At 69.2% G+C, this 24,070-nt stretch carries 16 protein-coding genes; 11 read left to right on the top strand and 5 right to left on the bottom strand.

The window, feature by feature from the left end; genetic code table 11:
- Positions 1-57: 57 nt before the first annotated feature.
- The 5 genes from gndA (at position 58) to zapE (ending at position 4,969) form a co-directional block, all read left to right on the top strand.
- Complete coding sequence (gene gndA, locus ACE3UA_RS12425) at positions 58-1,467, top strand: NADP-dependent phosphogluconate dehydrogenase (protein WP_374645530.1); 1,410 nt, start codon at positions 58-60, stop codon at positions 1,465-1,467.
- Positions 1,468-1,490: 23 nt separating this feature from the next.
- A complete protein-coding gene (locus ACE3UA_RS12420) occupies positions 1,491-2,345 on the top strand; it encodes a 3-keto-5-aminohexanoate cleavage protein (protein ID WP_374645528.1) in 855 nt (284 codons plus the stop codon).
- Between the two features lie 63 nt (positions 2,346-2,408).
- Positions 2,409-3,230 carry an aldo/keto reductase gene (locus ACE3UA_RS12415; protein ID WP_374645526.1) on the top strand — a complete coding sequence of 274 codons (822 nt, stop codon included), beginning with the start codon at positions 2,409-2,411 and terminating at the stop codon, positions 3,228-3,230.
- Between the two features lie 13 nt (positions 3,231-3,243).
- A complete protein-coding gene (locus ACE3UA_RS12410; RefSeq protein WP_374645524.1) occupies positions 3,244-3,879 on the top strand; it encodes a VOC family protein in 636 nt (211 codons plus the stop codon).
- Position 3,880: 1 nt separating this feature from the next.
- Positions 3,881-4,969, top strand: coding sequence for a cell division protein ZapE (zapE, locus tag ACE3UA_RS12405; protein WP_374645521.1), 1,089 nt, complete (start codon positions 3,881-3,883; stop codon positions 4,967-4,969).
- 4 nt (positions 4,970-4,973) lie between these two features.
- Here the strand turns inward: zapE and ACE3UA_RS12400 are convergent, their stop codons facing one another.
- Positions 4,974-5,738 (bottom strand): TSUP family transporter, encoded by a 765-nt coding sequence (locus ACE3UA_RS12400; RefSeq protein ID WP_374645519.1) that lies wholly within the window; start codon positions 5,736-5,738, stop codon positions 4,974-4,976.
- Positions 5,739-5,955: 217 nt separating this feature from the next.
- Positions 5,956-6,834, bottom strand: a complete 879-nt coding sequence (gene serB, locus ACE3UA_RS12395; protein WP_374645517.1) for a phosphoserine phosphatase SerB — start codon at positions 6,832-6,834, stop codon at positions 5,956-5,958.
- Between the two features lie 153 nt (positions 6,835-6,987).
- Between serB and ACE3UA_RS12390 the strand changes: the two genes are divergently transcribed.
- From ACE3UA_RS12390 to ACE3UA_RS12375, 4 genes are all read left to right on the top strand, one after another.
- Positions 6,988-8,145 carry a phosphoserine transaminase gene (locus tag ACE3UA_RS12390; RefSeq protein WP_374645515.1) on the top strand — a complete coding sequence of 386 codons (1,158 nt, stop codon included), beginning with the start codon at positions 6,988-6,990 and terminating at the stop codon, positions 8,143-8,145.
- Positions 8,146-8,226: 81 nt separating this feature from the next.
- On the top strand, positions 8,227-9,819 hold the full coding sequence (gene serA, locus ACE3UA_RS12385) for a phosphoglycerate dehydrogenase (protein WP_374645513.1): 1,593 nt from the start codon (positions 8,227-8,229) through the stop codon (positions 9,817-9,819).
- A gap of 81 nt (positions 9,820-9,900) precedes the next feature.
- On the top strand, positions 9,901-10,635 hold the full coding sequence (locus ACE3UA_RS12380) for a metallophosphoesterase (RefSeq protein WP_374645511.1): 735 nt from the start codon (positions 9,901-9,903) through the stop codon (positions 10,633-10,635).
- A 68-nt stretch (positions 10,636-10,703) separates the two neighbouring features.
- Positions 10,704-11,264: a DUF2585 domain-containing protein gene (locus tag ACE3UA_RS12375; protein ID WP_374645509.1), complete on the top strand. Its 561-nt coding sequence runs from the start codon at positions 10,704-10,706 to the stop codon at positions 11,262-11,264.
- Between the two features lie 28 nt (positions 11,265-11,292).
- On the opposite strand, the gene ACE3UA_RS12370 is transcribed toward ACE3UA_RS12375, so the two are convergent.
- Positions 11,293-12,393 (bottom strand): sugar MFS transporter, encoded by a 1,101-nt coding sequence (locus ACE3UA_RS12370; RefSeq protein ID WP_374645507.1) that lies wholly within the window; start codon positions 12,391-12,393, stop codon positions 11,293-11,295.
- A gap of 126 nt (positions 12,394-12,519) precedes the next feature.
- Between ACE3UA_RS12370 and bktB the strand changes: the two genes are divergently transcribed.
- Positions 12,520-13,677: a beta-ketothiolase BktB gene (bktB, locus tag ACE3UA_RS12365; RefSeq protein WP_374645505.1), complete on the top strand. Its 1,158-nt coding sequence runs from the start codon at positions 12,520-12,522 to the stop codon at positions 13,675-13,677.
- 70 nt (positions 13,678-13,747) lie between these two features.
- Here bktB and pbpC read toward each other — a convergent pair whose 3' ends face one another.
- Positions 13,748-15,790, bottom strand: coding sequence for a penicillin-binding protein 1C (gene pbpC / locus ACE3UA_RS12360; protein ID WP_374645605.1), 2,043 nt, complete (start codon positions 15,788-15,790; stop codon positions 13,748-13,750).
- Between the two features lie 118 nt (positions 15,791-15,908).
- Positions 15,909-21,359, bottom strand: coding sequence for an alpha-2-macroglobulin family protein (locus ACE3UA_RS12355; protein WP_374645603.1), 5,451 nt, complete (start codon positions 21,357-21,359; stop codon positions 15,909-15,911).
- A 166-nt stretch (positions 21,360-21,525) separates the two neighbouring features.
- Here ACE3UA_RS12355 and ACE3UA_RS12350 point away from each other — a divergent pair, with 166 nt between their 5' ends.
- Entirely contained in the window at positions 21,526-24,069 is a 2,544-nt protein-coding gene (locus ACE3UA_RS12350) for a response regulator (RefSeq protein WP_374645503.1), read from the top strand.
- Position 24,070 lies beyond the last annotated feature (1 nt).

The following is a 24,070-nucleotide window of genomic DNA, read 5'->3' as shown; positions in this document are numbered from 1 at the left end:
CCTCGGGTCTGATCCGTGGCATCCTCAGGGGGAACGCCACCATGAAAGGGCTGGGCCATGACGAAACCACGGATCGGACTGATCGGGCTTGGCACGATGGGCGCGGCGCTTGCGCTCAACATCGCCGAGAAGGGCTTTGCCACCGCGGTCTGGAACCGCACCGCCTCTGTGACCCGCAGTTTCCACGCCGGGGCCGGAGAGCTTGCCGGACGCATCATGCCCACGACCTCCCTGGCCGATCTGGTCGCCGCCATCGCCCCGCCCCGTGCAATCGTCCTGATGGTCCCCGCCGGTCCGGTGGTGGATGACCAGCTTGCCGCCCTGGCCCCGCTCCTCGGCCCCGACGATCTGGTGATCGACGCCGGCAACGCCAATTTCCACGATACCAACCGCCGCATCCGCGCGGGGCTGCCCTTCCGCTTCATGGGCATCGGCGTCTCGGGCGGCGAGGAGGGCGCGCGCCACGGTCCCGCGATCATGGCCGGGGGCGAACCCGCCGACTGGACCCGCATCGCCCCGGTCCTGCAAGCCATCGCCGCAAGGGCCGAGGACGGCACCCCCTGCGCCTCCCATCTGGGGCCCGAGGGCGCGGGCCATTTCGTCAAGGCGGTGCACAACGGCATCGAATATGCCGACATGCAGATGATCGCCGAGACCTACGGCGTGATGCGCGACGGCATGGCGCTGCCGGCCCCCGCCATCGCCGAGACCTTCGCCCGCTGGAACCGGGGCCCGCTGCAATCCTACCTTGTCGAGATCTCGGCCACCGTCGCCGCCACTGCCGACCCCGTGACCGGCGCGCCGCTGCTTGACGTCATCGTCGATGCCGCCGGACAGAAGGGCACCGGCCGCTGGACGGCGATCGAGGCGCACAACCTTGCCGCGCCGATCCCGGTGATCGAGGCTGCCGTCATGGCGCGCAACGTCTCTGCCCGGCGGCAGGAGCGGGCCAGGGGCGAGGCGCTTTATGGCCCCGCCCCCCGGCCGCTGACCGAAGGCCTCACGCTCGACGATCTGGAGCAGGCGCTGATTGCAGGCAAGATCCTCTGCTACGCCCAGGGCTTCGCCATGATGACCGCTGCCGGGGCCGAGTTCTCCTGGCCCCTCGCCATGCCCGCCATCGCCAGGGTCTGGCGCGCAGGCTGCATCATCCGCTCGGCCATGCTGAACGACATGGCCGCCGCCCTGGCCGAGGATCCGGCGCGCAACCTGATCCTGTCGCCGTGCTTCGCCGACCACCTGCACCGCTGCCTGCCGGCCCTGCGCCGGGTGGTGGCGGCAGGCGCGCTGAACGGCCTCGCCCTGCCCGCGCTGGGGGCGGGGCTGGCCTGGTTCGACATGATGCGCACCGCCCGCGGGACCGCCAACATGATCCAGGGCCAGCGCGATTTCTTCGGGCTGCACGGCTTTGAACGGCTGGACGGCCTGCCGCAACCGCACGGCCCCTGGGCCCCGCTATCCACCTGACCGCAAGACGGACCAAGAAAGAAATGACCAATCCCCACGCTGGCAAGCCCTGCATCATCTGCGTCGCCATCACCGGCTCGCTTCCGACCAAGGAAAACAACCCCGCCGTCCCGATCACCATCTCCGAACAGGTGGAATCGACGCATGAGGCCTTCGAGGCCGGCGCCAGCATCGCCCATTGCCACGTCCGCGACGACGAGGGCAAACCGACCTCGGACCCCGACCGCTTCGCGCGGCTGAAGGAGGGGCTGGAGAAGCATTGCCCCGGCCTGATCGTCCAGCTTTCCACCGGCGGCCGCTCGGGCGCGGGGCAGGCGCGCGGCGGGATGCTGCCTTTGCGGCCCGACATGGCCTCGCTCACCACCGGCTCGAACAATTTCCCTACAAGGGTCTACGAGAATCCGCCGGACCTGATCGACTGGCTGGCCGCCGAGATGGCGAAATACGACGTCAAGCCCGAGCTGGAATGTTTCGACCTGAGCCACATCATCAAGGCGCAGGAGATGCAGCAGAAGGGCCAGATCAAGGGCACGCCCTATGTCCAGTTCGTCATGGGCGTGAAGAACGCGATGCCCGCCGACCGCGACGTCTTCGACTATTACATCCGCACCGTGCATCGCCTGTTCGGTCCCGACGCGCCCTGGTGCGCCGCGGGGATCGGTCCGCAGCAGATCGTGCTGAACGACTGGGCGGTCGCCTCGGGCGGCCATGCCCGCACCGGGCTTGAGGACAACGTCCGTCTCGACCGCGACCGTCTCGCCCCCTCGAACGCCGCCCTGGTCCGCCGGGTGGTCGAGATCTGCAACCGTTATGACCGCCCCGTCGCCAGCTGGCGCGAGGCGCGGGACATCCTGGGGTTGCGCCAGCCGGCAGGTTGATTTCCTCTTGCCTTGGGGGCGGGTTTGGCCCTTCCTCGCCCCCGACACCGCACTGGAAGACCCATGCAAGCCAACAGACTCCGTCTGAACGACGGCCGTTCCATCCCGCAGCTTGGCCTTGGCCTCTGGCAGATCCCGGCCGAAACCACGGCGGCAACGGTCGCCCAGGCCCTGCGGATGGGTTACCGGCTTCTGGACGGCGCGGCGATCTACGGGAACGAGGCAGGGCTCGGCCAGGGCCTGCGCGACAGCGGCGTGCCGCGCGACGAGGTCTTCGTGACGACGAAGGTCTGGAACAGCGACCAGGGCCACGACCAGACCCTGCGCGCGGTCGAGGCCAGCCTTGCCCGCCTCGGGATGGAGGAGGTGGACCTCTGCCTGATCCACTGGCCCGCCCCGGCGCAGGACCTCTATGTCGACAGCTGGCGCGCCCTGATCCGCCTGCGGGAGGAGGGGCGGGTGCGCTCGATCGGCGTGTCTAACTTCCTGCCCGCGCATCTCGACCGGATCGTGGACCAGACCGGCGTGGTCCCGGTCCTGAACCAGATCGAGCTGCACCCGCGCCTGCAGCAGGCCGGGCTTCGCGCCCTGCACGACAGCCTCGGGATCGTCACCCAGAGCTGGACGCCGCTTGGCCGGGGCCAAAGCTTCGATGCCGAACCGATCCGCGCCGCTGCGCAGCGCACCGGCCGCACCCCGGCGCAGGTCATCCTGCGCTGGCAAGTCCAGCTTGGCCTTTCCGTCATCCCGCGCTCGACCCGGGCCATGGGCCAGGCCGAGAACCTCGATCTTTTCGACTGGGAGCTGACCGAGGAGGACATGGTCGCCATCGCCACCCTGGACGACGGCAGCCGCAGCGGCCCCGACCCCGCGGTCTTCGGCTGAGGGAGGCGCGCCGATGCTCGTCCCCGAACTGACGCTGGCCGCGCCCGAAGCAGGCGCCAGGATGCTGGAACGCTTCGGCTTCCATCCCGACGCGGGACTCTGGCGTCTGGGCAGCCAGGCCCTGCGCGTGACCCAGGGCCAGCCGCAGGGCCACGGCCGCATCGACCATGTCGCGCTGACCGTGCCCGACATCGACCGCGCCCTTGCCGATCTCATCGCGCGCGGCCTGGCTTTGGACGCCGGGGTCACGCCGGACGGCCCCGAGCTGATCCCGGAATTCTGGACCGATGGGCTGCGCTTTGCCTACCTCTCCGGCCCCGAAGGCGCCCGGATCGAGCTTTGCCAGCGCCTGACCGGCGCGCCCTCCGGGATCGGCCAGGACCATGTCGGCATTCCCTGCGCGGATCTCGCCCCGATGCAGGCCTTCTTCGAAGGGCAGGGTGCCCGCCGGATCGCCGCCGTCGAGCTTGAGCGCCCCGAAGGCAGGATCCCCGTGCGCTTCCTCGCCTTCCAGGGTGGCGTGGTCGAGCTTTACCAGCCCGTTGCCCCCGCCCCCCGCGCCGCGCCGGGCCTCTGGTCCCGGCTCCTCCTCCCCGGCCTTGCCGCCCCGATCCACGGCCCCCAGGGCCTTGTTCTCGCCCCGCTCTGACATGCGACAGACCCTGACCGAACTCTACGAGGCCCGCGTCGCCGCCGGCACCCTGCGCCCCGACCCGGCGCAACATGCCGTCCTCCAGCCGCTCGAGGAGATCCGCCGCTGGCTGGAGGAGAACGCCAACCGCCGCATCGGCCTTTTCGCCGGGCTTTTCGCGCGGCCGATCACACCGCCGAAAGGGATCTATCTCTGGGGCGGGGTCGGACGCGGCAAGTCGATGGTCATGGACCTGTTCACCGAGGCGACCGAGATCGCCCGCAAGCGCCGGGTGCATTTCCATGCCTTCATGCAGGAAATCCACCGCGGCATGCACGCCGCCCGGCAGCGCGGGGTCGAGGACGCCCTAGCCCCGGTGGCCGAGGCGGTGATCCGCGACACCCGGCTTCTCGCCTTCGACGAGATGCAGATCACCGACATCACCGATGCGATGATCGTGGGGCGGCTGTTCGACAAGCTCTTCGCCGCCGGGGTGGTGGTCGTGGTCACCTCGAACCGCCCGCCGAAGGACCTCTATCTCAACGGGTTGAACCGGGGGCTGTTCCTGCCCTTCATCGCGCTCATCGAGGACCGGCTGCGGGTGATCGAGCTGGAAAGCCCGACCGACTATCGCCAGCACCGGCTGCAGGGTGCGCAGGTCTATTTCCACCCCGCCCGCACAGCCGGGGGACAGATCGCCGCGCTCTGGTCCGACCTGACCGGCGGCGCGCCCGAGGCCCCGCTCTCGCTGCAGGTGAACGGCCGCGAGCTGGTCCTGCCGCGCTTCGCCAACGGGATCGGCCGCGCGACCTTCTGGGACCTCTGCGCCAGGCCGCTGGGACCGGCCGACTACCTTGCCATCGCCCAGGCCCTGCGCGTCCTGATCCTCGAGGACATCCCCCAGCTTTCGGCCGAGAACTACAACGAGGCCAAGCGTTTCGTCACCCTGGTCGACGCACTGTACGAGGCGAGGGTCCGCCTCGTCGCCTCCGCCGCCGATACGCCCGAACGGCTGTATCTGGAAGGGACCGGGGCCTTCGAATTCGAGCGCACCGCCAGCCGCCTGCGCGAGATGCAATCCGCCGACTGGGGCGCCGACGCCGGCTGAGCGCCTATCCCGCGAAGACCTGCCACAACAGCCGCAGCGCCATGGCGGTCGAGACGACGACCAGCAGCGGCCGGATCAGCCCCGCCCCCACCCGCATCGCCAGCCGCGCGCCAAGCGAGGCCCCCGCGACCTGCGCCACCGCCATCACCAGCCCCACCCCCCACCACATCGCACCCGAGGGGATGAAGACCAGCAGGCTGCCGATGTTGGAGGCGAAGTTCAGCATCTTGGTATGCGCCGTGGCCTTCAGCACCCCATAGCCGGCCAGAAGCACGAAGCCCATCATGAAGAACGATCCCGTGCCCGGCCCGAAGAAGCCGTCATAGGCAGCTACCAGCGGCACCACGGTCAGCGCGAAGACCGGCAGTGATATCCGTGCGACGCTGGCGTCGTCGGACAGCCCCGGCTTCAGCGCGAAGAAGGCCGCGACGCCGATCAGCACGACGGGCATGATCACCCGCAGCACCTCGGCCGGGACCAGATGCGCCACCATCGCTCCCGCCCCTCCGGCCCCCAGGCTGATCGCCGCCATGCCGACCTGCTCCCGTGGCCGCACATGCCCCCCGCGCGTATAGGCGAACAGGGCGGTCCCGGCGCCGAAGGTCCCCTGCAGCTTGTTCGTCGCCAGCGCCTCGACCGGCGAGGCCCCGGCGAGAAGGAGCGCCGGCACCGACACCAGCCCGCCCCCGCCCGCGATGCTGTCGATGAACCCGGCCAGGAAGGCGGCCAGGATCAGGAGCGGGACAAGATGCGGGAGGACCTCGAACATCCCGCCCTTGTGGCCGCTTCCCCATGTCGGGGCAAGAGGAAGCCGTCCTCGGGGCATCGAGCCCCTCGGACGGCGCTGCCGCGGAAGAAGGTCCGAGGGGCGCGCCGGTGGAAGGGGCGGAGCCTCCGGCGGGAGTATTTTTGAAAAGAGCAAATGCGGCTTGCTCTTTTTCCAAATACTCTCGGGGGGTCCGGGGGGCGAAGCGCCCCCGGTGCTGTCAGCCTGGTGCGAACCCGTCGCGGGAATAGCCCTGCAGATACAGCAGCGCCGTCAGGTCGCCATGGTTCACCCGGACCTCGCATTCCGCCTGCACCCGCGGCTTGGCATGCAGCGCGACCCCGGTTCCGGCGGCCTTGAGCATCGGCAGATCGTTCGCGCCGTCGCCCACCGCGATCGCCTCGGCCGGAGTGATCCCCAGCCGGGCGGTGATCTCGTGCAGCGCCAGAAACTTGGCTTCCTTGCCCAGGATCGGCTCGGCCACCGTTCCCAGCAGGCTCCCGCCTTCCACATGCAGCCTGTTCGCGCGGTTCTCGTCAAACCCGAGCTGTTCGGCCACCGCCTGCGTGAAGGCGGTGAACCCGCCCGAGACCAGCGCGGCATGGGCCCCGTTCGCCTTCATCGTGGCCAGCAGCACCTTGCCCCCCGGCATCAGCGTGATCCGGTCGCGCAGCACGTGAGAGATCACCGCTTCGGGCAGGCCCTTCAAAAGGCCGACCCGCTCGCGCAGGGCGGCCTCGAAGTCGAGTTCGCCATTCATCGCCCGCGCGGTGATGTCGGCCACATGCGCCCCTACCCCGGCCTCGTCGGCCAGCTCGTCGATGCATTCCTGGCGGATCATCGTCGAATCCATGTCGGCGATCAGCAGCCGCTTCCTGCGCCCCGCGGCCTTCTGCACCACCATGTCGACGCGCAGCGCCTGCAGGCCTTCCCAGACCTCCCAGCGATTCTCCGGCACGGCTCCAAGGTCGAACTCCGCCGCCACGCCGGGGTCGAGCCAGCGCGCCGCGCCTCCGCCCCAGGCGTTGCGCAGGGATTCGACGGTAACGCGCTCCAGCACCGGGGTATCGGGGTTGGTCAGCAGGGTCACGACATGCATGGGCGGGTTTCCGATAGTGAACGCGGGCGTCGCTTTTTCGCGACGATGCGGCGCATTAGCGCGATTTTGTCCCTTGCGCCAGAGCGGGCGGGCCTTTAGCCAAGTCAGTGGGACACCCTTCCCCAACGAAGGGCTTTTAGCTGGAAGGCTACCATGACTGACCTGACTCCGCCGGCCAAGCGCCCGGCCAACCCGCGCTTTTCCTCGGGCCCCTGCGCCAAGATTCCCGGATATTCCCTGAACATGCTGGCCGACGCGCCCGTGGGCCGGTCGCACCGTGCCGCTGTCGGCAAGGCGAAGCTGAAGGAAGCCATCGCCCTGACGCGCGAGATCCTCGGCGTCCCCGCCGACTACCGCATAGGCATCGTCCCGGCCTCGGACACCGGCGCGGTGGAGATGGCGCTGTGGTCGCTTCTTGGGCAGCGCCCGGTGGAGATGCTGGCCTGGGAGAGCTTCGGCGAGGGCTGGGTCACCGACGTGGTCAAGCAGCTGAAACTTGACGCGACCGTGCGCAAGGCGCCCTACGGGCAGATCGTCGATTTCGCCCAGGTCGACTTTGACAAGGACGTGGTCTTCACCTGGAACGGCACCACCTCCGGCGTGCGCCTGCCGAACGGCGATGCGATCCCGGCCACCCGTCAGGGCCTGACGATCTGCGACGCGACCAGCGCGGCCTTCGCGATGGACCTGCCCTGGGACAAGCTCGACGTCACCACCTTCTCCTGGCAGAAGGTGCTGGGCGGCGAAGGCGCGCATGGGATGCTGATCCTGAGCCCCCGCGCGGTGGAGCGGCTGGAAAGCTACACCCCCGCCTGGCCGCTGCCGAAGATCTTCCGCCTGACCGCCAAGGGCAAGCTGATCGAGGGCATCTTCCAGGGCGAGACGATCAACACGCCCTCGATGCTCGCGAACGAGGATTACCTTGTCGCGCTGAAATGGGCGAAGTCTGTCGGTGGCTTGCAGGGCCTGATCGCCCGGGCCGAGGCCAATGCGCAGGTCGTCCACGACTTTTGCGCCGCGAACCCCTGGATCGCGAACCTGGCGGAAGACCCGGCGACGGCCTCGACCACCAGCGTCTGCCTGAAGTTCACCGATCCCCGGATCACCGATGGCGAGGCCTTTGCGAAAGCCGTCGCCAAGCGGATCGAGAAGGCGGGCGCGGGGTTCGACCTTGGCGCCTACCGCGACGCGCCGCCCGGCCTGCGGATCTGGTGCGGCTCGACGGTGGAAACCGCAGACGTGCAGGCGCTGATGCCCTGGATCGCGCATGCCTTCCGGGCCGAGATCGCCGCGCTGGCCGAAACCGCGTGAAAACCGCCGGGGCCCCCGGCCTACCCCATTCGTAGGTCGGGGCGTGCCCCGCTCTCCCCCCCGAAATCCAAGGACCATCCCATGCCCAAAGTCCTCGTTTCCGACGAACTCTCCGAAACCGCCGTCCAGATCTTCCGCGACCGCGGGGTCGAGGTCGACTACCTGCCGAAGCTCGGCAAGGACAAGGAGAAGCTGGCCGAGATCATCGGCCAATACGACGGCCTCGCCATCCGCTCGGCCACCAAGGTCACCGAGAAGCTGCTGGAGAACGCCACCAACCTCAAGGTCGTCGGCCGCGCCGGGATCGGGGTGGACAATGTCGACATCCCGGCGGCCTCGAAGAAGGGCGTCATCGTGATGAACACGCCCTTCGGCAACTCGATCACCACCGCCGAGCATGCCATCGCCATGATGTTCGCTGTTGCCCGGCAAATCCCCGAGGCGAACGCCTCCACCCATGCCGGAAAGTGGGAAAAGTCCAAGTTCATGGGGGTGGAGCTGTTCAACAAGACCCTCGGCGTGATCGGCGCGGGCAACATCGGCGGCATCGTCTGCGACCGTGCGGTCGGGCTGCACATGAAGGTCATCGCCTATGATCCCTTCCTGTCCGAGGAGCGGGCCAAGCAACTGGGCGTCCACAAGGTCGAGCTGGACGAGCTTCTCCACCGCGCCGATTTCATCACCCTGCATGTCCCCCTCACCGACAAGACCCGCAACATCCTGTCGCGCGAGAACCTGGCCAGGACGAAGAAGGGCGTCCGCATCATCAACTGCGCCCGGGGCGGGTTGATCGACGAGGCGGCGCTCCTCGATGCCCTGAACGCCGGCCACGTCGCGGGCGCGGCGCTGGATGTGTTCGAGACCGAACCCGCCACCGAAAACCCGCTCTTCAACCACCCGAATGTCGTCTGCACCCCGCATCTTGGCGCCTCCACGACCGAAGCGCAGGAAAACGTCGCCCTCCAGGTGGCCGAGCAGATGTCGGACTATCTCCTGACCGGCGCCGTCCAGAACGCGCTGAACATGCCCAACGTCACCGCCGAGGAGGCCGCCATCATGGGCCCCTGGATCAAGCTCGCCTCCCATCTCGGCAGCTTCATCGGCCAGATGACCGACGAGCCGATCAAGGCGATCAACATCCTCTATGACGGCACCGTCGCCGCGATGAACCTCGCCGCGCTGAACCAGGCGGTGATCGCGGGCGTGCTGAAGGCGCAGAACCCGGATGTGAACCTCGTCTCCGCCCCGGTGGTGGCCAAGGAGAAGGGCATCCAGATCTCCACCACAAGGCAGGAAAAGACCGGGGTGTTCGACGCCTACATCAAGGTCACGATGGTGACGGACAAGCGCGAGCGGTCCGTGGCGGGCACCTGCTTCAGCGACGGCAAGCCCCGCTTCATCCAGATCAAGGGCATCAACATCGACGCCGAGATCGGCCAGCACATGCTCTACACCACCAACGAGGACGTGCCCGGCATCATCGGCCTTCTCGGCATGACCATGGGCAAGAACAACGTCAACATCGCCAACTTCACCCTCGGCCGCGCGGGCGTGGGCCAGGAGGCGATCGCGATCCTCTACCTCGACCAGCGGATCGACCCCAAGGTGATCGCGACGTTGGAAGGCACCGGCCTTTTCCAGCAGGTCAAGGCGCTGGAGTTCGAGGTCGCCTGATCACGGCTTGCGACTTGCTCTTTTGACAAATACTCCGGGGGTCCGGGGGCTGGCCCCCGGTCCTCTCCATTGGGCGGAACGATGCATCTCTACGCGATCGGCGACATCCACGGCCAGCTCGGCCTTCTGCAGGCCGCGCATGCGCTGATCGCCGCCGACATGGCGCGGCATGGCCCCGGCCGGGTGGTGCATGTCGGCGATCTCGTGGACCGCGGCCCCGACAGCCGGGGCGTGATCGACTTCCTGATCCGGGGCCTCTCGCGGGGCGAGGACTGGGTGGTGCTGAAGGGCAACCACGACCGGATGTTCTCCCGCTTCATCGCCAATCCGCACGAGCCCGAACCCGGCCTCCGGGCCGAGCTTTCCTGGCTTCACCCGCGTCTCGGCGGGGCGGATACGCTGCGCTCCTACGGCGTGGCCGATGCCGGTGACCGCCCGGTCGCCAAGGTCCATGCCGAGGCCATCGGCGCGGTTCCGGCCGAACATCTCGCCTTTCTCGCCGCCCGCCCGACCCTTCACCTGGCCGGCGACTGCGTCTTCGTCCATGCCGGGATCCGCCCCGGCGTGCCCCTGGCCGAGCAGGTCGAGCGTGATCTCGTCTGGATCCGCGATCCCTTCCTGCAGGCCACCGAGAGCTTCGGCCCCTTGGTCGTGCATGGCCATACCGTCGTCGACGAGGCGACGCATTATGGCAACCGGCTGAACATCGACTCGGGCGCGGCCTATGGCGGCCCGCTCTCCGCCGTGGTGATCGAGGGGCGCGAGGCCGCGCTTCTGACCCCGACCGGCCGCCGCAACCTCATCCCCGCCCGCTGACGCAAGGTCGGGATTCCCGCCGCTCAGGCCACTGGACGCGCGGCCCGCGCCGTGATTGCCTCCGGTCCATGAGCAACCGCCTCACCCCCCTCCTCGTCACCCTCGCGATCATCCTCCTGATGGCGGCCTGGCTGCTCTGGATCGGACGCGAGCCGATCTGCACCTGCGGCTATGTCAAGCTCTGGCATGGCCAGGTCGTCAGTTCGGAGAACTCGCAGCATATCTCGGACTGGTATACGCCCAGCCACATCATCCATGGCCTCCTGTTCTATGCCGCGCTCTGGCTGGTCGCGCCGCGGCTCTCTCTCGGCTGGCGGCTGGCCCTTGCCACCCTGGTCGAATGTCTCTGGGAGATCGTCGAGAATTCGGATGCGGTGATCGAACGCTACCGGGCCGTGACGATCTCGCTGGATTATTACGGCGATTCCGTCCTGAACACGGTCTGCGACGTGCTGGCGATGATCCTGGGCTTCTGGCTGGCCACCCGCCTGCCGGTCTGGGCTTCGGTCGCGCTGATCCTTCTGTTCGAAGGGGTGACTATGTGGATCATCCGCGACGGGCTGGCGCTGAACGTGCTGATGCTGCTCTGGCCGGTCGACTGGATCGCCGAATGGCAGGCGGGCCGCTGAGGCGTCTAAAAATTTTCGACGAAAATTTTTAGACCCGCATCCGCCGCAGCGACAGCACCGCCGCCACGGTCAGCATCAGCGTCACCCCCGCCAGGATCCAGAAGAACCCGCGCTCGCCCATTCCCGCCATCACCGGCGCCAGCACCAGCGGCCCGCCGATGCCCCCCACTAGGCCCGAGGCGATGATCACCGGCGGCACCCGCATGTCCTCGCCCATCTTGCCGGTTGCGGTGACGTAGAAGCCGGGAAAGAACAGCCCCGCCGGGGCCCCCAGCGCCACGAAGAACACCGGCGGCGAGACGAGGGCCGCCCCCAGCGCAGACGCCGCCGCCAGCGCGACCGCCAGCGTGAACAGCGCAAAGGGCGCGATCCGGTGGGCGACGAAGATCAGCGCGACCCGTGCCGTCAGGAAGACCACGAAGAAGGCGCTGAGGAGTTCCGCCGCCGTCGCCTCCGTCACCCCGGCCCGGATCAGCGCCGTGGGGCCAAGGCCGATCAGGCAGGCCTCCAGCCCGATCGCCACCGCCCCGAAGCCCATGATTCCCCAATGCGGCCGGAAGACGCCCGTCCGGCCTGCGGCACCCGCAGCCTCGCGTCCCGCCGGGCCTGCGAACAGCCAGATCAGCGCGGCCAGCACCGCCGTCAGCCCGAAGGACCAGCGCGGATCGCTGTCCAGCGCGACAAAGACCAGCGGCGCGGCGATCGCGCCCAGCCCGAAGGTCGCGTTCAGCAGGCTCAGCATCGCGGGTCCCTGCCGCCCGAAGGCCCGCAGCACCCGCGGGTTGAACACCGCCGTCGACAGCCCGTAGCCCGCGCCGAACAGCACCGCCCCCGCGACCGTGGGCCACCACCCGGCCATCGCCGCCACACCCGCCGCCCCCAGGGCCATTGCCGCAAGCGCATGGCGCGGTGTGATCCCGCCCCCGCGCAGATACATCAGCGCCACGCCGAGGAAGCAGCCCACCCAATGCGCCGAGACCAGCACCCCCGCCTGCGCCTCGCTGATGGCGAGGCCGCGCGAGAAGGCGGGCAGGGCGGGCCCGTAAAGCGACTGGCCCGCGCCCATCATCACAAAGCTCGCCAGCCCGGCGAACAGAAGCCCGGCATGGGTTCGGATCAGGTCTTTCAAGATCGGCTCCCGCTGACGCGTCCTGATCTCCCCCGCCGGTCTGCGCATGTCAATGCCGCCCGTGACGCGACGTAGGCTCTGCCCTCGGCGCGAAATCGTGCATGATGCAAGGGACAGGAGGCCCCCATGACCGAGATCCACATCCTCTCCGCCACCCGCACCGCCATCGGCGGCTTTGGCGGCGCGCTTGCCGCGCTGCCCCCGATCGAGATTGCCACCCATGCCGCAAAGGCCGCCCTTGCCGGCGCCGGGGTGGAGGGCGCCCGGATCGGCCAGGTCGTCATGGGCCATGTGATCAACACCGAACCCCGCGACATGTATCTTTCCCGCGTCATGGCGCTGCAGGCCGGCATCCCCGAGACGACGCCGGCGATGAATGTCAACCGCCTCTGCGGCTCGGGCGCGCAGGCCGTGGTCTCGGCGATGCAGGCGCTGATGCTCGGCGATGCCGGGATGGCGCTGGCCGGTGGCGCCGAATGCATGAGCCGCGCGCCCTTCGCGCTCCAGACCGCCCGCTTCGGCCAGAAGATGGGCGACACCCGCGCCGTGGACATGATGACCGGCGCGCTGACCTGCCCCTTCGGCACCGGGCACATGGGCGTGACGGCCGAGAATGTCGCGGCGCAATACGGCATCACCCGCGAGGACCAGGACGCCTTCGCGCTGGAGTCCCAGACCCGCGCCGCCCGCGCCATCGCCGAGGGCCGGTTCAACGGGCAGATCACCCCCGTCGAGATCGCCGGCCGGAAAGGCCCGGTGACCTTTGCCGCCGACGAACACCCGAAAGCCACCAGCGCCGAGGCGCTTGCGGCTCTGCGGCCGGTCTTCCGGAAGGACGGCACGGTCACGGCCGGCAATGCTTCCGGCATCAACGACGGTGCCGCCGCGCTGGTCCTGTCGCGTGATGCGAAAGGTTCGCGTGCCCGGATCATGGGCTATGCGCTGGCGGGCGTGGATCCGAAGGTCATGGGCCTTGGCCCGATCCCGGCCGTGCAGGCGCTCTGCCGCAAGCTGGCGGTCAGGCCGCAGGACTTCGACCTGGTGGAATCGAACGAGGCCTTCGCCGCCCAGGCCCTTGCCGTGTCCCGCGCGCTGGACCTGGATCCGGCGAGGGTGAATCCGAACGGCGGCGCCATCGCCCTTGGCCATCCCGTGGGCGCGACCGGCGCGATCCTTATCGTCAAGGCCCTGCACGAGCTGGAGCGGACCGGACAGCGCACCGCGCTTGTCACCATGTGCATCGGCGGCGGCCAGGGCATCGCGCTGGCCATCGAACGCGCCTGATCCCTCCTCGTTCGACTTCGTCTCCTCGTCGGCAGGTCCGGCGAGGAGTGACGAAGTCATCGACGAGCCCCTACCTCACCCGCACCGCCGCCCTTGCCGAGCGGCCTTCCGCGTCGATCACGCTCAGCGTCACGAAACCCGCCCCCGGCAGCGCCAGCATCGCCTCGCGCGCGTCCAGTCCCACGATCACCGGGACCCCGTCGGCCAGCCAGGTGAAGGGCGCGGTCCCGCCCGTGACCCTCACCTTCAGCCCCGCCGCCAGCAGTTCCACCTCCGCTCCGTCCGGCGGGAAGGCCACCTGCGGCGCATCCGCCGCCACCCCGAACGCCGCCGACCGCGAGCGGAAGCGTTGCAGGGGCTGCGGCAGTTCGGCATTGGCGACCAGAAGCGTCGCCGCCGGGGCAGCCGGCTGTGGATCAAGCTTGCCCTTCAGCCGGTTGAAGGCCTGGAACAGCACCGGCGCGGCCACATCGGCGCCAAAGGCCCCCGGCACCGGCGTTCCGTCCGCCCGGCCCATCCAGACCCCCACCACATGCCGCCCGTCGAAGCCGATCGCCCAGGCGTCGCGATGCCCGTACGACGTCCCCGTCTTGTAGGCCAGCCGGTTCGACGGCGCCCCCGGCGGCGGGGCCAGTCCGGCCAGGATGTCCCCCACCTCCCAGGCCGCGACCTCCGAGACGACGCGCTGCCCCTCGGCCCCCTCGGCATCCAGCCGCCACGACAGCGGCCGCACCACTCCGCCCCGCGCCAGCGCAGCATAAAGCTGCACCATGTCCGACAGCGTCACGCCCACGCCCCCCAGCGCGATCGCCAGCCCCGGCTGGTCGCCGGGGAACACCGGCCTCATCCCCGCCTTCTCCATCGCCGAGATCAGCCGGGCCGGTCCCATCGCCTCGGTCAGCGCCACGACCGGGATGTTGCGCGACAGCTGCAGGGCCTCGCGCATCCGGATCGTGCCAAGGTAAAGCTTGTCGAAGTTCTGCGGCGCATAGGCGCCAAAGGCCATCGGCCGGTCTTCGATCATCGTCTCGGGGTGGCCCAGCCCCTCGTCGAAGGCCAGCGCATAGACCAGCGGCTTCAGCGTCGATCCGGGAGAGCGCAGCGCCTGCGTCATGTCGACGAAGCCCTGCCGCAGGTCGGCCTGATAGCCTGCCGACCCCACGCTCGCCAGGATCTCACCCGAGGCATGGTCGGCGACCAGGATCGCCACCTGCAATCGCTCGCCCTTGCCCGCCACGGCTTCCAGCGCCAGCGCCTCCAGCTTCTTCTGCAATCCGCCGTCCACCGTCAGGCGATGCGACAGCGCGGTCGGCAATTCCGCCCGCGCCCGGTCCGCCAGATGCGGCGCCAGCGCCGGGAAGGGCTTGCGCAGCCCCGGCACCGGCTCGCGCAGCGCCGCCGCCGCTTCCTCGGCGTCGATCACGCCCTCGGCCACAGCCCGCGCCAGCACCCGGTCGCGCGCCGCCTCGGCCCGGTCGGCGGCCCGGTCGGGGCGGCGGCTTTCGGGGCTTTGCGGGATCGCCACCAGAAGCGCCGCCTCGGCCGGGGTCAGGCGGCGCGGTTCCTTGCCGAAATAGGAAATCGAGGCCGCCCGGACGCCCTCGAGGTTGCCGCCGAACGGCGCAAGATGCAGGTATAGCTGCAGGATCTGGTCCTTCGACAGCCGCCGCTCCAGCGCCAGCGCCACCCGCATCTGCCGCAGCTTGCCGCCGACCTCGCCCGTCGTGCCCTCCTCCAGAAGTCGCGCCACCTGCATGGTCAGCGTCGAGCCGCCCGAGACGACGCGCCCGTTCCAGGCCGCCTGCAGCACCGCCCGCAAGAGCGACCGCGCATCCACCCCGGGATGATCGCGAAAGCGCCTGTCCTCATAGGCCAGCAGCATCTCCAGATAGACCGGGTCCACCTTGTCCGGCGGCAGCGCCAGCCGCCAGCGACCATCGGCGACCGTATAGGCGCGCAGAAGGTCGCCGTCGCGGTCCAGCACCTCGACCGAGGTCTCCACGACCAAGGGCGGCAGCACGGTCGCGTCGATCCAGCCATCGAAGCGGTCGCGCCCCAGCGCCGCCAGCCACAGCCCCGCCGCCAGAACGACGATCCCCCGCGCGCGCATCATCCGGCCCCGCTCGTCAGGCACTTCGTGCATTCCTCGCGCCATCCTCCGACGAGTGCACGAAGTGCTCGAGGAGGGGTCCCGCAGCCCCACCCCAGCCGAAATCCCCGCCCCCTGCCCATTACTGGCCGATCGTCACCGACCCGGTCTCGCTCCGCGCCCGGAAGTCCGGCCGGTACATGTCCTCGACCGAGGCCGCCGGGTGGTGGAACGTGCCGGGGCTGACCGCGCGGACCATATAGGCCAGGCGGAAGCTCTGGTCCGAGGACCAGTCCACCGCCGTGACAAAGCGATCCTGCCGGAATTCGGAATGGGCCACGTCCTGCAGGGCATCCAGCCAGCCCAGCTCCGAGGTCGAGCCCGCCGCGATCAGGTTCGGGTTGTCGATCTCGAACCCGGCGGGCAGCGGGTCGGCCACGATCAGCCGCGCCTCGCCATAGGCAAAGGGCGTGACCTCCAGCACCGTGACCAGCCGCGTCCCCGCCGCCACCTTGTCCAGCGCCACCGGCTCGCCCGACAGGGTGTAGTAGCTGCGCGTGATCGCATAGCCGTTGCCCCCCGCCGGTTCCGGTTCGGACGGCACGCCATAGGTGGTGACGGTGACCGTCGTATCCGCGCCGCCGTTCTTCACCACCACCGGAGCGACCGCCCCCGCGTCCAGCACCCGCACCAGCGGGCCGTCGGCCGGCTGGCCGTCGATGGTGATCCCCTCGGCGCCCGGCCGGTCGATCAGCGCATTGGCCGCCATCAGCGCCCAGGTCGCCTCCTGCGTGGAAAGCTGGCCGCTTTGCGCCGCGATCCGGTCCGTCAACGCCTCGCGGTCCACCGCCTGCGACCCGGCCTCGACCGCCAGCGTCAAGAGCGCGGCCGCGTCGCGATAGCGGGTGCCATAGTCCACCCGCCAGACCTGGCCCTGATCCGGCCCCAGCGCCTCCAGCTTCGCGCCCGCCTTGCGGAACATCGCATCCGCCCGCGCCTGGTCGCCGTAGGAGGCCAGCGCCGCGCCCAGCTGCGCCATCGCCAGCGGGGTGGCGAAGTCGTCGCCCTTCACGTCGGCGTAGTAGCGCAGGTCGCCGATCGCCGCCGCGCCCTCGCGGGCCAGCACCATCAGCGCATAGGCCAGCGCCTCGCCGCCGCCATTGGCCTCGGCGCTGAAGTCCGGCGCATAATTCACCTGGTTGCGCAGGTTCGCCAGCGCGTTCCTGAACGCCAGGTCCGGCACCCGGTAGCCCTGCGCCTTCGCCCGGCTCAGGAAGTCCGTCACATAGGCGTCCAGCCAGAAGTCGCCTTCCCCCGGCCCCCACAGCCCAAACCCGCCGGTCGAGCTTTGGTTCGCCAGGATCTCGACCACCGCCTCGTCGATGCGCTTCTGCAGGTCCTCGGCGCCCTTCAGCTCCATCACCCGCGCCACCTCGTCGAAATAGAGAAGCGGCATCGCCTGGCTGGTCATCTGTTCGGTGCAGCCATAGGGATAGCGGTCCAGCGCCGCCAGCAGGCCCGGCGCATTCAGCCGCGCGATTGGCCCCACCGCCATCGTCGCCTTGCCCGAGCCCGCGACCAGTCCCGCGAACACATCGCCGTCGAAGGTGAAGCTCTGGCCGCTCGCCAGTTCCAGCCGCGAGATCCGCGCGATCTCGGGGTCGTTCACCTGCACCGGCACGGTCAGCGTCTTCTTCAGCACCTTCCCGTCCGGCGTGGTCAGGCTGACCTCGATGGTCTGGATGCCGACCGCGCCCGCTGTCACCGGCACCTCGAACACCGCCTTGGCCTTGTCGCCAAGGTCAAAGCCCGAGGGCACCTCGCCCAGGGTCAGCCCGTTCGCGGTCACGTCCAGCCCCATCCGCCCCGAGGGCCCGGTGGCATGGACCACCTCCAGCAAGAGCCGAGAGCTATCCCCCGGCGACAGGAAGCGCGGAACGCTCGCCGTCACCACCACCGGATCGCGCACCAGCACGTCCGCCGATGCCTGCCCGACCCCGGTCTTGCTCCACGCGACGGCCATCACCTTCACCGTCCCGTTGAAGCTTGGCAGGTCGAACGACGTCCGCGCATAGCCATCCGCCCCCACTTCCACCGGCCCGGTGAAATAGGCCACCAGCTCCTCTGTAGGCGGCGGAGCCTGCAAGCGCGCCTGCGCGCCCGCATCGCCGCCGGAGCGGACCTCGCCGGTCGCGCCGTTCAGCCCGTCGATCAGCCGGCCATAGATGTCGCGGATGCCGACGCCCAGCCGCCGCTGGCCGAAGTAATGGTCCTGCGGATCGGGCGCCGTGAACCCGGTCAGGTTCAGGATCCCCACATCCACCGCCGCGATGGTGACCCAGGCCGTCTCGCCCGCCGTCACCCCATCGACCTTCACCGCCACATCCAACGGGCCGCGCGGCGCGGCTTCCGCCGCCACCTCGACCTTGGCCGACAGCGCCCGCGCGCCCGGATCAATCGCGGCATGGGTCAGTCCCAGCGCCCGCGCCGGGTTGCGGCCCGCCGCCACGTCCATCGGCCGCAGCACCGAAGCCGTAACATAGACGCCAGCACCCCAGTCGTCGGTGACCGGAAGCTGGATCAGGTTCTCCCCCTCCTTCACCTCGACCGCCTGCATCGCCACCAGCCGGTTCGACAGCACCGTCACCAGCGCCGTCCCCGCCGCGCGCGGCACGATCCGCAGGATCGCCGTCTCACCCGGCTTGTAGGCCGGTTTGTCCAGCGACAGTTCCAGCGTATCGGGCGTGGCCGAGGCATCGGCGGGCGCATACCAGCCCGCGTAGAACTCCATCGAGGTCGCGGCCTTGCCGCCATCCCGACGCTCGACCAGGATCTCGTAGGTTCCCCAGGTCACATCCGCCGCGATCTCGACCGGGGCGGCCCCCAGATCGGACTCGCCCTCGGCCACGATGGACCGGCTGACCACCGGCTCCCAGTTCCAGCTGCCGAAGCTCTGGTACCATTGATAGTCGTATTCCACGCGGGATACCGTCCATTTCACCGGCAGGTCCACCATCGCATCATCCTGCACGGCCATGATCTGGAACCACGCCTCGCCGCCCTCGGGGGCCACGCCGTCGAACATCGGCTTCACCCCGATGATCGGATCGGCCGAGGTGACCGCCTTCACCGCCTGCCGTTCCACCGGCCGGCCCGAACCTTCGGCGACGCGCACCGTCACCCGCGCTTCCAGCGGGCGATGCGGGTCCTCGATCATCGGCAGATAGACCGGCAGCACGGCATTGCCCGCCTCGTCGGTCTCGGCCCCGTTCAGCGATTCCATCTGCGCGCTGAAGGGCTGGTCATGGCGTCCGAAGACATAGCCGGGGAAAGCGGCAAGGCCATCGGCGGCACGCAGCAGCACCTCGCCCTCGATGGCCAGCCCCGCGCCCGGCGCGCCGAACAGATAGCGCGCGGCGACCGTCAGATCGACCGCCGAGTCGCGCCCGACGAACAGCGGCCCCTCCGCCATGGTCAGGTCAAAGTCGATGCGTTCCGGCAGGAAATCCTCGACGAGGAAGGTCTTCGACGCGAGTGCCGGGGCCTCCAGATCGGCATACATCTCCAGCCGGTAGACCCCGCGCGGGGCAGAGCCCGCGATGGGCAGCTGGAACACATGCCCGCCCGCGCCCTGATCCTCGACCAGTTGCCGGGAATATTCCACGCTATCCGGGCGGCTCAGGACCGCTGTCAGCGGCAACCCCTCGACCGCCGCCTGCTCCGCGTCGCGGGCCAGCGCGGTGACATAGACCGTCTCTCCGGCGCGATAGGCGCCCCGGTCGGTGGTCACGAACACATCCACCGGCGGCGCGGCCTCGCGGCCCTCCACCCCCCGGTCCGACAGGTCGAACTCCGGATCGGTCAGCGACAGGAAGGCTATATCCGCGGTCCCGTCCTTCACCACCACCATCGCCGGGGCGCTGCCGCCCGTGCCCCGCGTCAGCCCGGCATCAAAGCGCGCATAGCCCTGCTCATCGGTCGTGGCCGTGCCCAGCACCGTATTCGCCCGGTTCAGCAATTCCACCGACACCCCGGCCTTCGCCCCCGCTGTCCCCAGCGAGCGGACGAAGACATGCAGCCCGTCCACCCCCGACATTGTCGTGACCCCGAGGTCCGAGATCACGAACCACTGCCAGCCCGGCGGGATCGTGTAGGGGTCCACCCCCGGCACGGCGGCCTTCAGCGCATAGATCCCCGCCGGCAGCCCCTCCAGCGCCTCGCCCATCGGCAGGCGGGTGGTCACGTCCTTGTTCACCTCCTGAGCGACCGTGGCCGTGCCGGTCCACAACTCCTCGCCCACGGTGTCGGCGAAATATTCCTCGGAATAGACGTTGATCGGCGCGCCGAAATAATAGTCCTGGATCGAGCGCAAGAGGTTCCGGTCCGTCACCCGGTAAAGCACCAGGTCCAGCTTGTCGGTGTTCACCGTCTCGACCGGCAGCGCCGGATCGCCCGCCTTCGGCAGGACATAGCCCCGGCCGGGGAACTTCACCCCCGGCGCCCGGTCGCGGACGTATTGCGTGATCTCGACCGATTTCGCCATGGTCTGCCCGTCCGCCGCCGGCAGCCCCTCGCGGAAGGTCACGGAGTATCGCTTGCCATGCTCCAGCCCCGCCACGCAAAGCTGCCGCCAGCCGCCGTTCTCCACCGTCAGGCCGGGATCCTTGAGCTGGACGAAGGTGGAATAATCGACGCCCGAGGCGACCAGATCCTCGGAAAACGTCGCGCAGATCCGGGGCCGGGCAAGGTCGGACTGCACCTGCGTCTCACTGATGCGGAAGCCGTATTTTCCGATCGCGTCATCCAGCAGCGCCGCCGTATCCACCCGCTCCTGCAAGGACTGCGCCAGCCGCAGCGCCTGCACCGTGTCGCTGCCCCTTCCGCTGCGCTCCAGCACCTCGGCCATCGTGACCAGGATCGTATGCCGCAGCGCAGGGTTTTCCGCCCTGAGATAGCCGTTGACCGAGGCCGAGAGCGCCTGCGCCAGCCAGTAGTACTGCTGGTTCTGGTCCGCCTTCGCCGCCTCCAGCTGCCGCCGCGCGAACTCGCCCCAGGTCGCTGCATCGTCCGTCAGGTTCAGCGCCGCGCCCGTCGAGGCCGCCGCCGCCGCCCAGTCGCCCCGGCCCTCACCCGCACTTGCCTCGGCCAGATGCTCCTCGGCCGTCCAGGGACCCGTCGGGTAAAGCCGCCCCAGCCCCTGCGCCTGTTCCAGCGCCGGTGTCACGTCCCAGTCCTGCAGGAACCCCAGCTCCTTGCGCCGCTCTGCCGCCGCTGCCACCACCCGCGCATCCGCCTCGATCACCCGGGCCGACCAGGCCCCGGCAAAGAACGCCCCCTCGCCGGGACCGCTTTTCACGAAGCACGAGCCGTTGCGCGAATTGAACACATAGGCCGTGCAGCGCGCATTGGTCAGGCAGGCGCGCTCGCAGGCCTCGATCGTGGTGTCGAAAACACTGGCGATATCGCCCCCCGGCAGGTCCTGATCCTGCATCACGACGACCCGCCGCTCGGGAATCAGTTCCTGTGCCCCGGCCATGCCGGAAAAGCCGATGAGCGCCGCCACGGCGACCTGCAGAAACCGACGCATCGAAATACCCTCCAGGTGAACTTCCCGAAATCTCGCACCAGGCCGCCGCGCTGGCAAGGCGGCAGCCCCATCGGCGTTAAGTCTTGGTTCACTTTGCTGCGGCAGGGTAGTCGGGAATCCGGATGCGGGACCGCGCAAGGCCGGATGTTCGGGCAGGATGTCGGCTGAAGTGATGGAAGTATCGGAACGTCTGCTCAGGGAACGCCGCGCCCGCCTTGCGGCCGAACGGCTGCTGGAGCAGAAAAGCCGCGAACTCTTCGCCGCGAACGAGAAACTCGCGATCCACGCCCGCGCCCTGTCCGACCAGATCGTCGAACAGCGCCAGATGGTCCGCTCGGCCCTGACCGAGGCCGAGGCGCTGAAGACCCAGAACCACCGATTCGTCGCGGATCTGGACAGGGCCCATACCGCCGCCGTTATGGCGGAACGCCGGCTCTGGGAATCGATCAACACCATCCGCGACGGTTTCGCCGTCTTCGACAGCGCCAAGCGGCTGGTCAGCGCCAACCTCGCCTGGCTCGCCAGCTTCGAGGGCTATGCGATCGCCCCCGGCGTCCCCTATGAGCAGATGGTCCGCATCATCGCCACCTCCGGCCGGCTCGACCTTGGCGACGAGGCTCCCGATGCCTTCGTCGCCCGCATGCTCGCCCGGCTCGACGCCGACCCGGTCGAGCCCGTCACCCTGAAATTCCGCAACGGCACCTGGGTCAAGCTCCAGGATCGCCGCGCCCGCGACGGCGATCTCGTCTGCCTCGCGCTCGACATAACCGACCAGATGCGCATCTGGGCCGCCATCGACGCGCTGCCCGATGCCTTTGTCCTTTTCGACCGGGAGGAGCGACTTTTGGCCTGCAACCAGCGTTACCGTGAGATGTTCCCCGACAGCGCCGTCGCCATGCAGCCCGGCACCACCTTCGAGGACCTGCTGCGCCATGGCCTGAAGAACGGCCATGTCCCCGAGGCCGTGGGGCGCGAGGAGGACTGGCTCACCGACCGGCTCCAGCGGTTCCGCGCCGCCGAGGGTGCGGCCGAGAACGTGCTGGCCGGCGGCCGCGTGATCCTGGAATCCGATCATGTCACCCCCGACGGCGGCCGGGTCGGACTCCGCTCCGACATCACCGCGCTTCGCGAACAGCAGGCCCAGCTCGAAGCCGCCCGCAACGCCGCCGAGGCCGCGAACCGCGCCAAGACGGCCTTCCTTGCCAACATGAGCCACGAGATCCGCACCCCGATGAACGGCGTCGTCGGCATGGCGGAACTCCTCTGCGACACCGCCCTGACGGAAGAACAGCGCCTCTTCGCCGAGACGATCCGGTCGTCGGGCGAGGCGCTTCTCGTCATCATCAACGACATCCTCGACTATTCCAAGATCGAGGCCGAACGTCTGACCCTGCGGCCCGAGCCCTTCGATCTGGAACGCACGATCCATGAGGTCACCATGCTCCTCCAGCCCCGCGCGCGGGAAAAGGGCATCGACCTGATGATCGACTTCGACATGTTCCTGCCCACCCGCTTCGTCGGCGATCCGGGGCGGTTGCGCCAGGTGCTGACCAACCTGATCGGCAATGCGGTCAAGTTCACCGAGACCGGCCATGTCCTGACCCGCGTCGTCGGAGTGGAAACCGAGGACGACAGCCAGACGCTGCATGTCACGGTCGAGGATACCGGGATCGGCATCGCGCCCGAATACCTCGACCACATCTTCGGCGAGTTCAACCAGGTCGAGGACGAGCGCAACCGCAAGTTCGAGGGCACCGGCCTCGGCCTTGCCATCACCCGCCGCCTGATCGAACGCATGGGCGGCGCGGTCTGGGTCGACAGCGAGCCGGGGCAGGGCTCCTCCTTCGGTTTCCGCGTCACCCTGCCGGTGGCCGAAGATGCCGGGCCGGTGCAGGTTCCGGTCTCGGTGCGCCGGGTTCTGGCGGTGGATGACCAGTTCATCAACCGCACCATCCTGGAACGCCAGCTGACCCCCTGCGGGATCGAGGTGACGCTCTGCCGCTCGGGCGCCGAGGTGCTGGAGCGTCTGGCCATCGACCCCGACTACGACGTGATCCTGACCGACCATGCCATGCCCGAGATGGACGGCGACGTGCTTCTCCAGCACATCCGTGCGGCCGGTCACGGCCTGCCGGTGATCCTTCTGTCCTCCAACCCCTCGCATCTGGCCGCAGGGGTCGCGCAGGATTTCGCCGCGATCCTGCAAAAGCCGGTCCTGCGCTCGGACCTCTATCGCCATCTGCAGGGACTGACCGCCCCCGCCGCGCCCGCGCTGCCGATGCTGCTGCTGAAGCCGGTCGAACTGCGCCAGTTGCGCGTCCTTGCGGCCGAGGACAACCGCACCAACCAGCTGGTGTTCCAGAAGATGGTCCGGGCGATGGACCTGGACCTGGTCTTCGCCGACAATGGCCGCATCGCGGTCGAGATGTTCGAAAGCTACCGGCCGGACATCGTGTTCATGGACATTTCCATGCCCGAGATGGACGGGAAAGAGGCTGCCCGCGCGATCCGCGCGCTGGAGGGGGAGGGGGCGCATGTCCCGATCATCGCGCTTACCGCCCATGCGATGGAGGGCGACGCCGAGGCGATCCTTGCCGCCGGGATCGACCAGTATCTCACCAAGCCCCTGCGCAAATCCGCAATCGAATCCGCCCTGATCGAACATTGTCCCCCCGGCGTCCGCACCCCCGTCCCCCCCGCCGAGGACGCCGCATGAC

This window comes from Tabrizicola sp., assembly GCF_041919135.1.
Classification (GTDB): domain Bacteria; phylum Pseudomonadota; class Alphaproteobacteria; order Rhodobacterales; family Rhodobacteraceae; genus Tabrizicola.
Note: the sequence above shows the minus strand (reverse complement) of the source record. Positions and strands in the feature narration are given on the sequence as shown.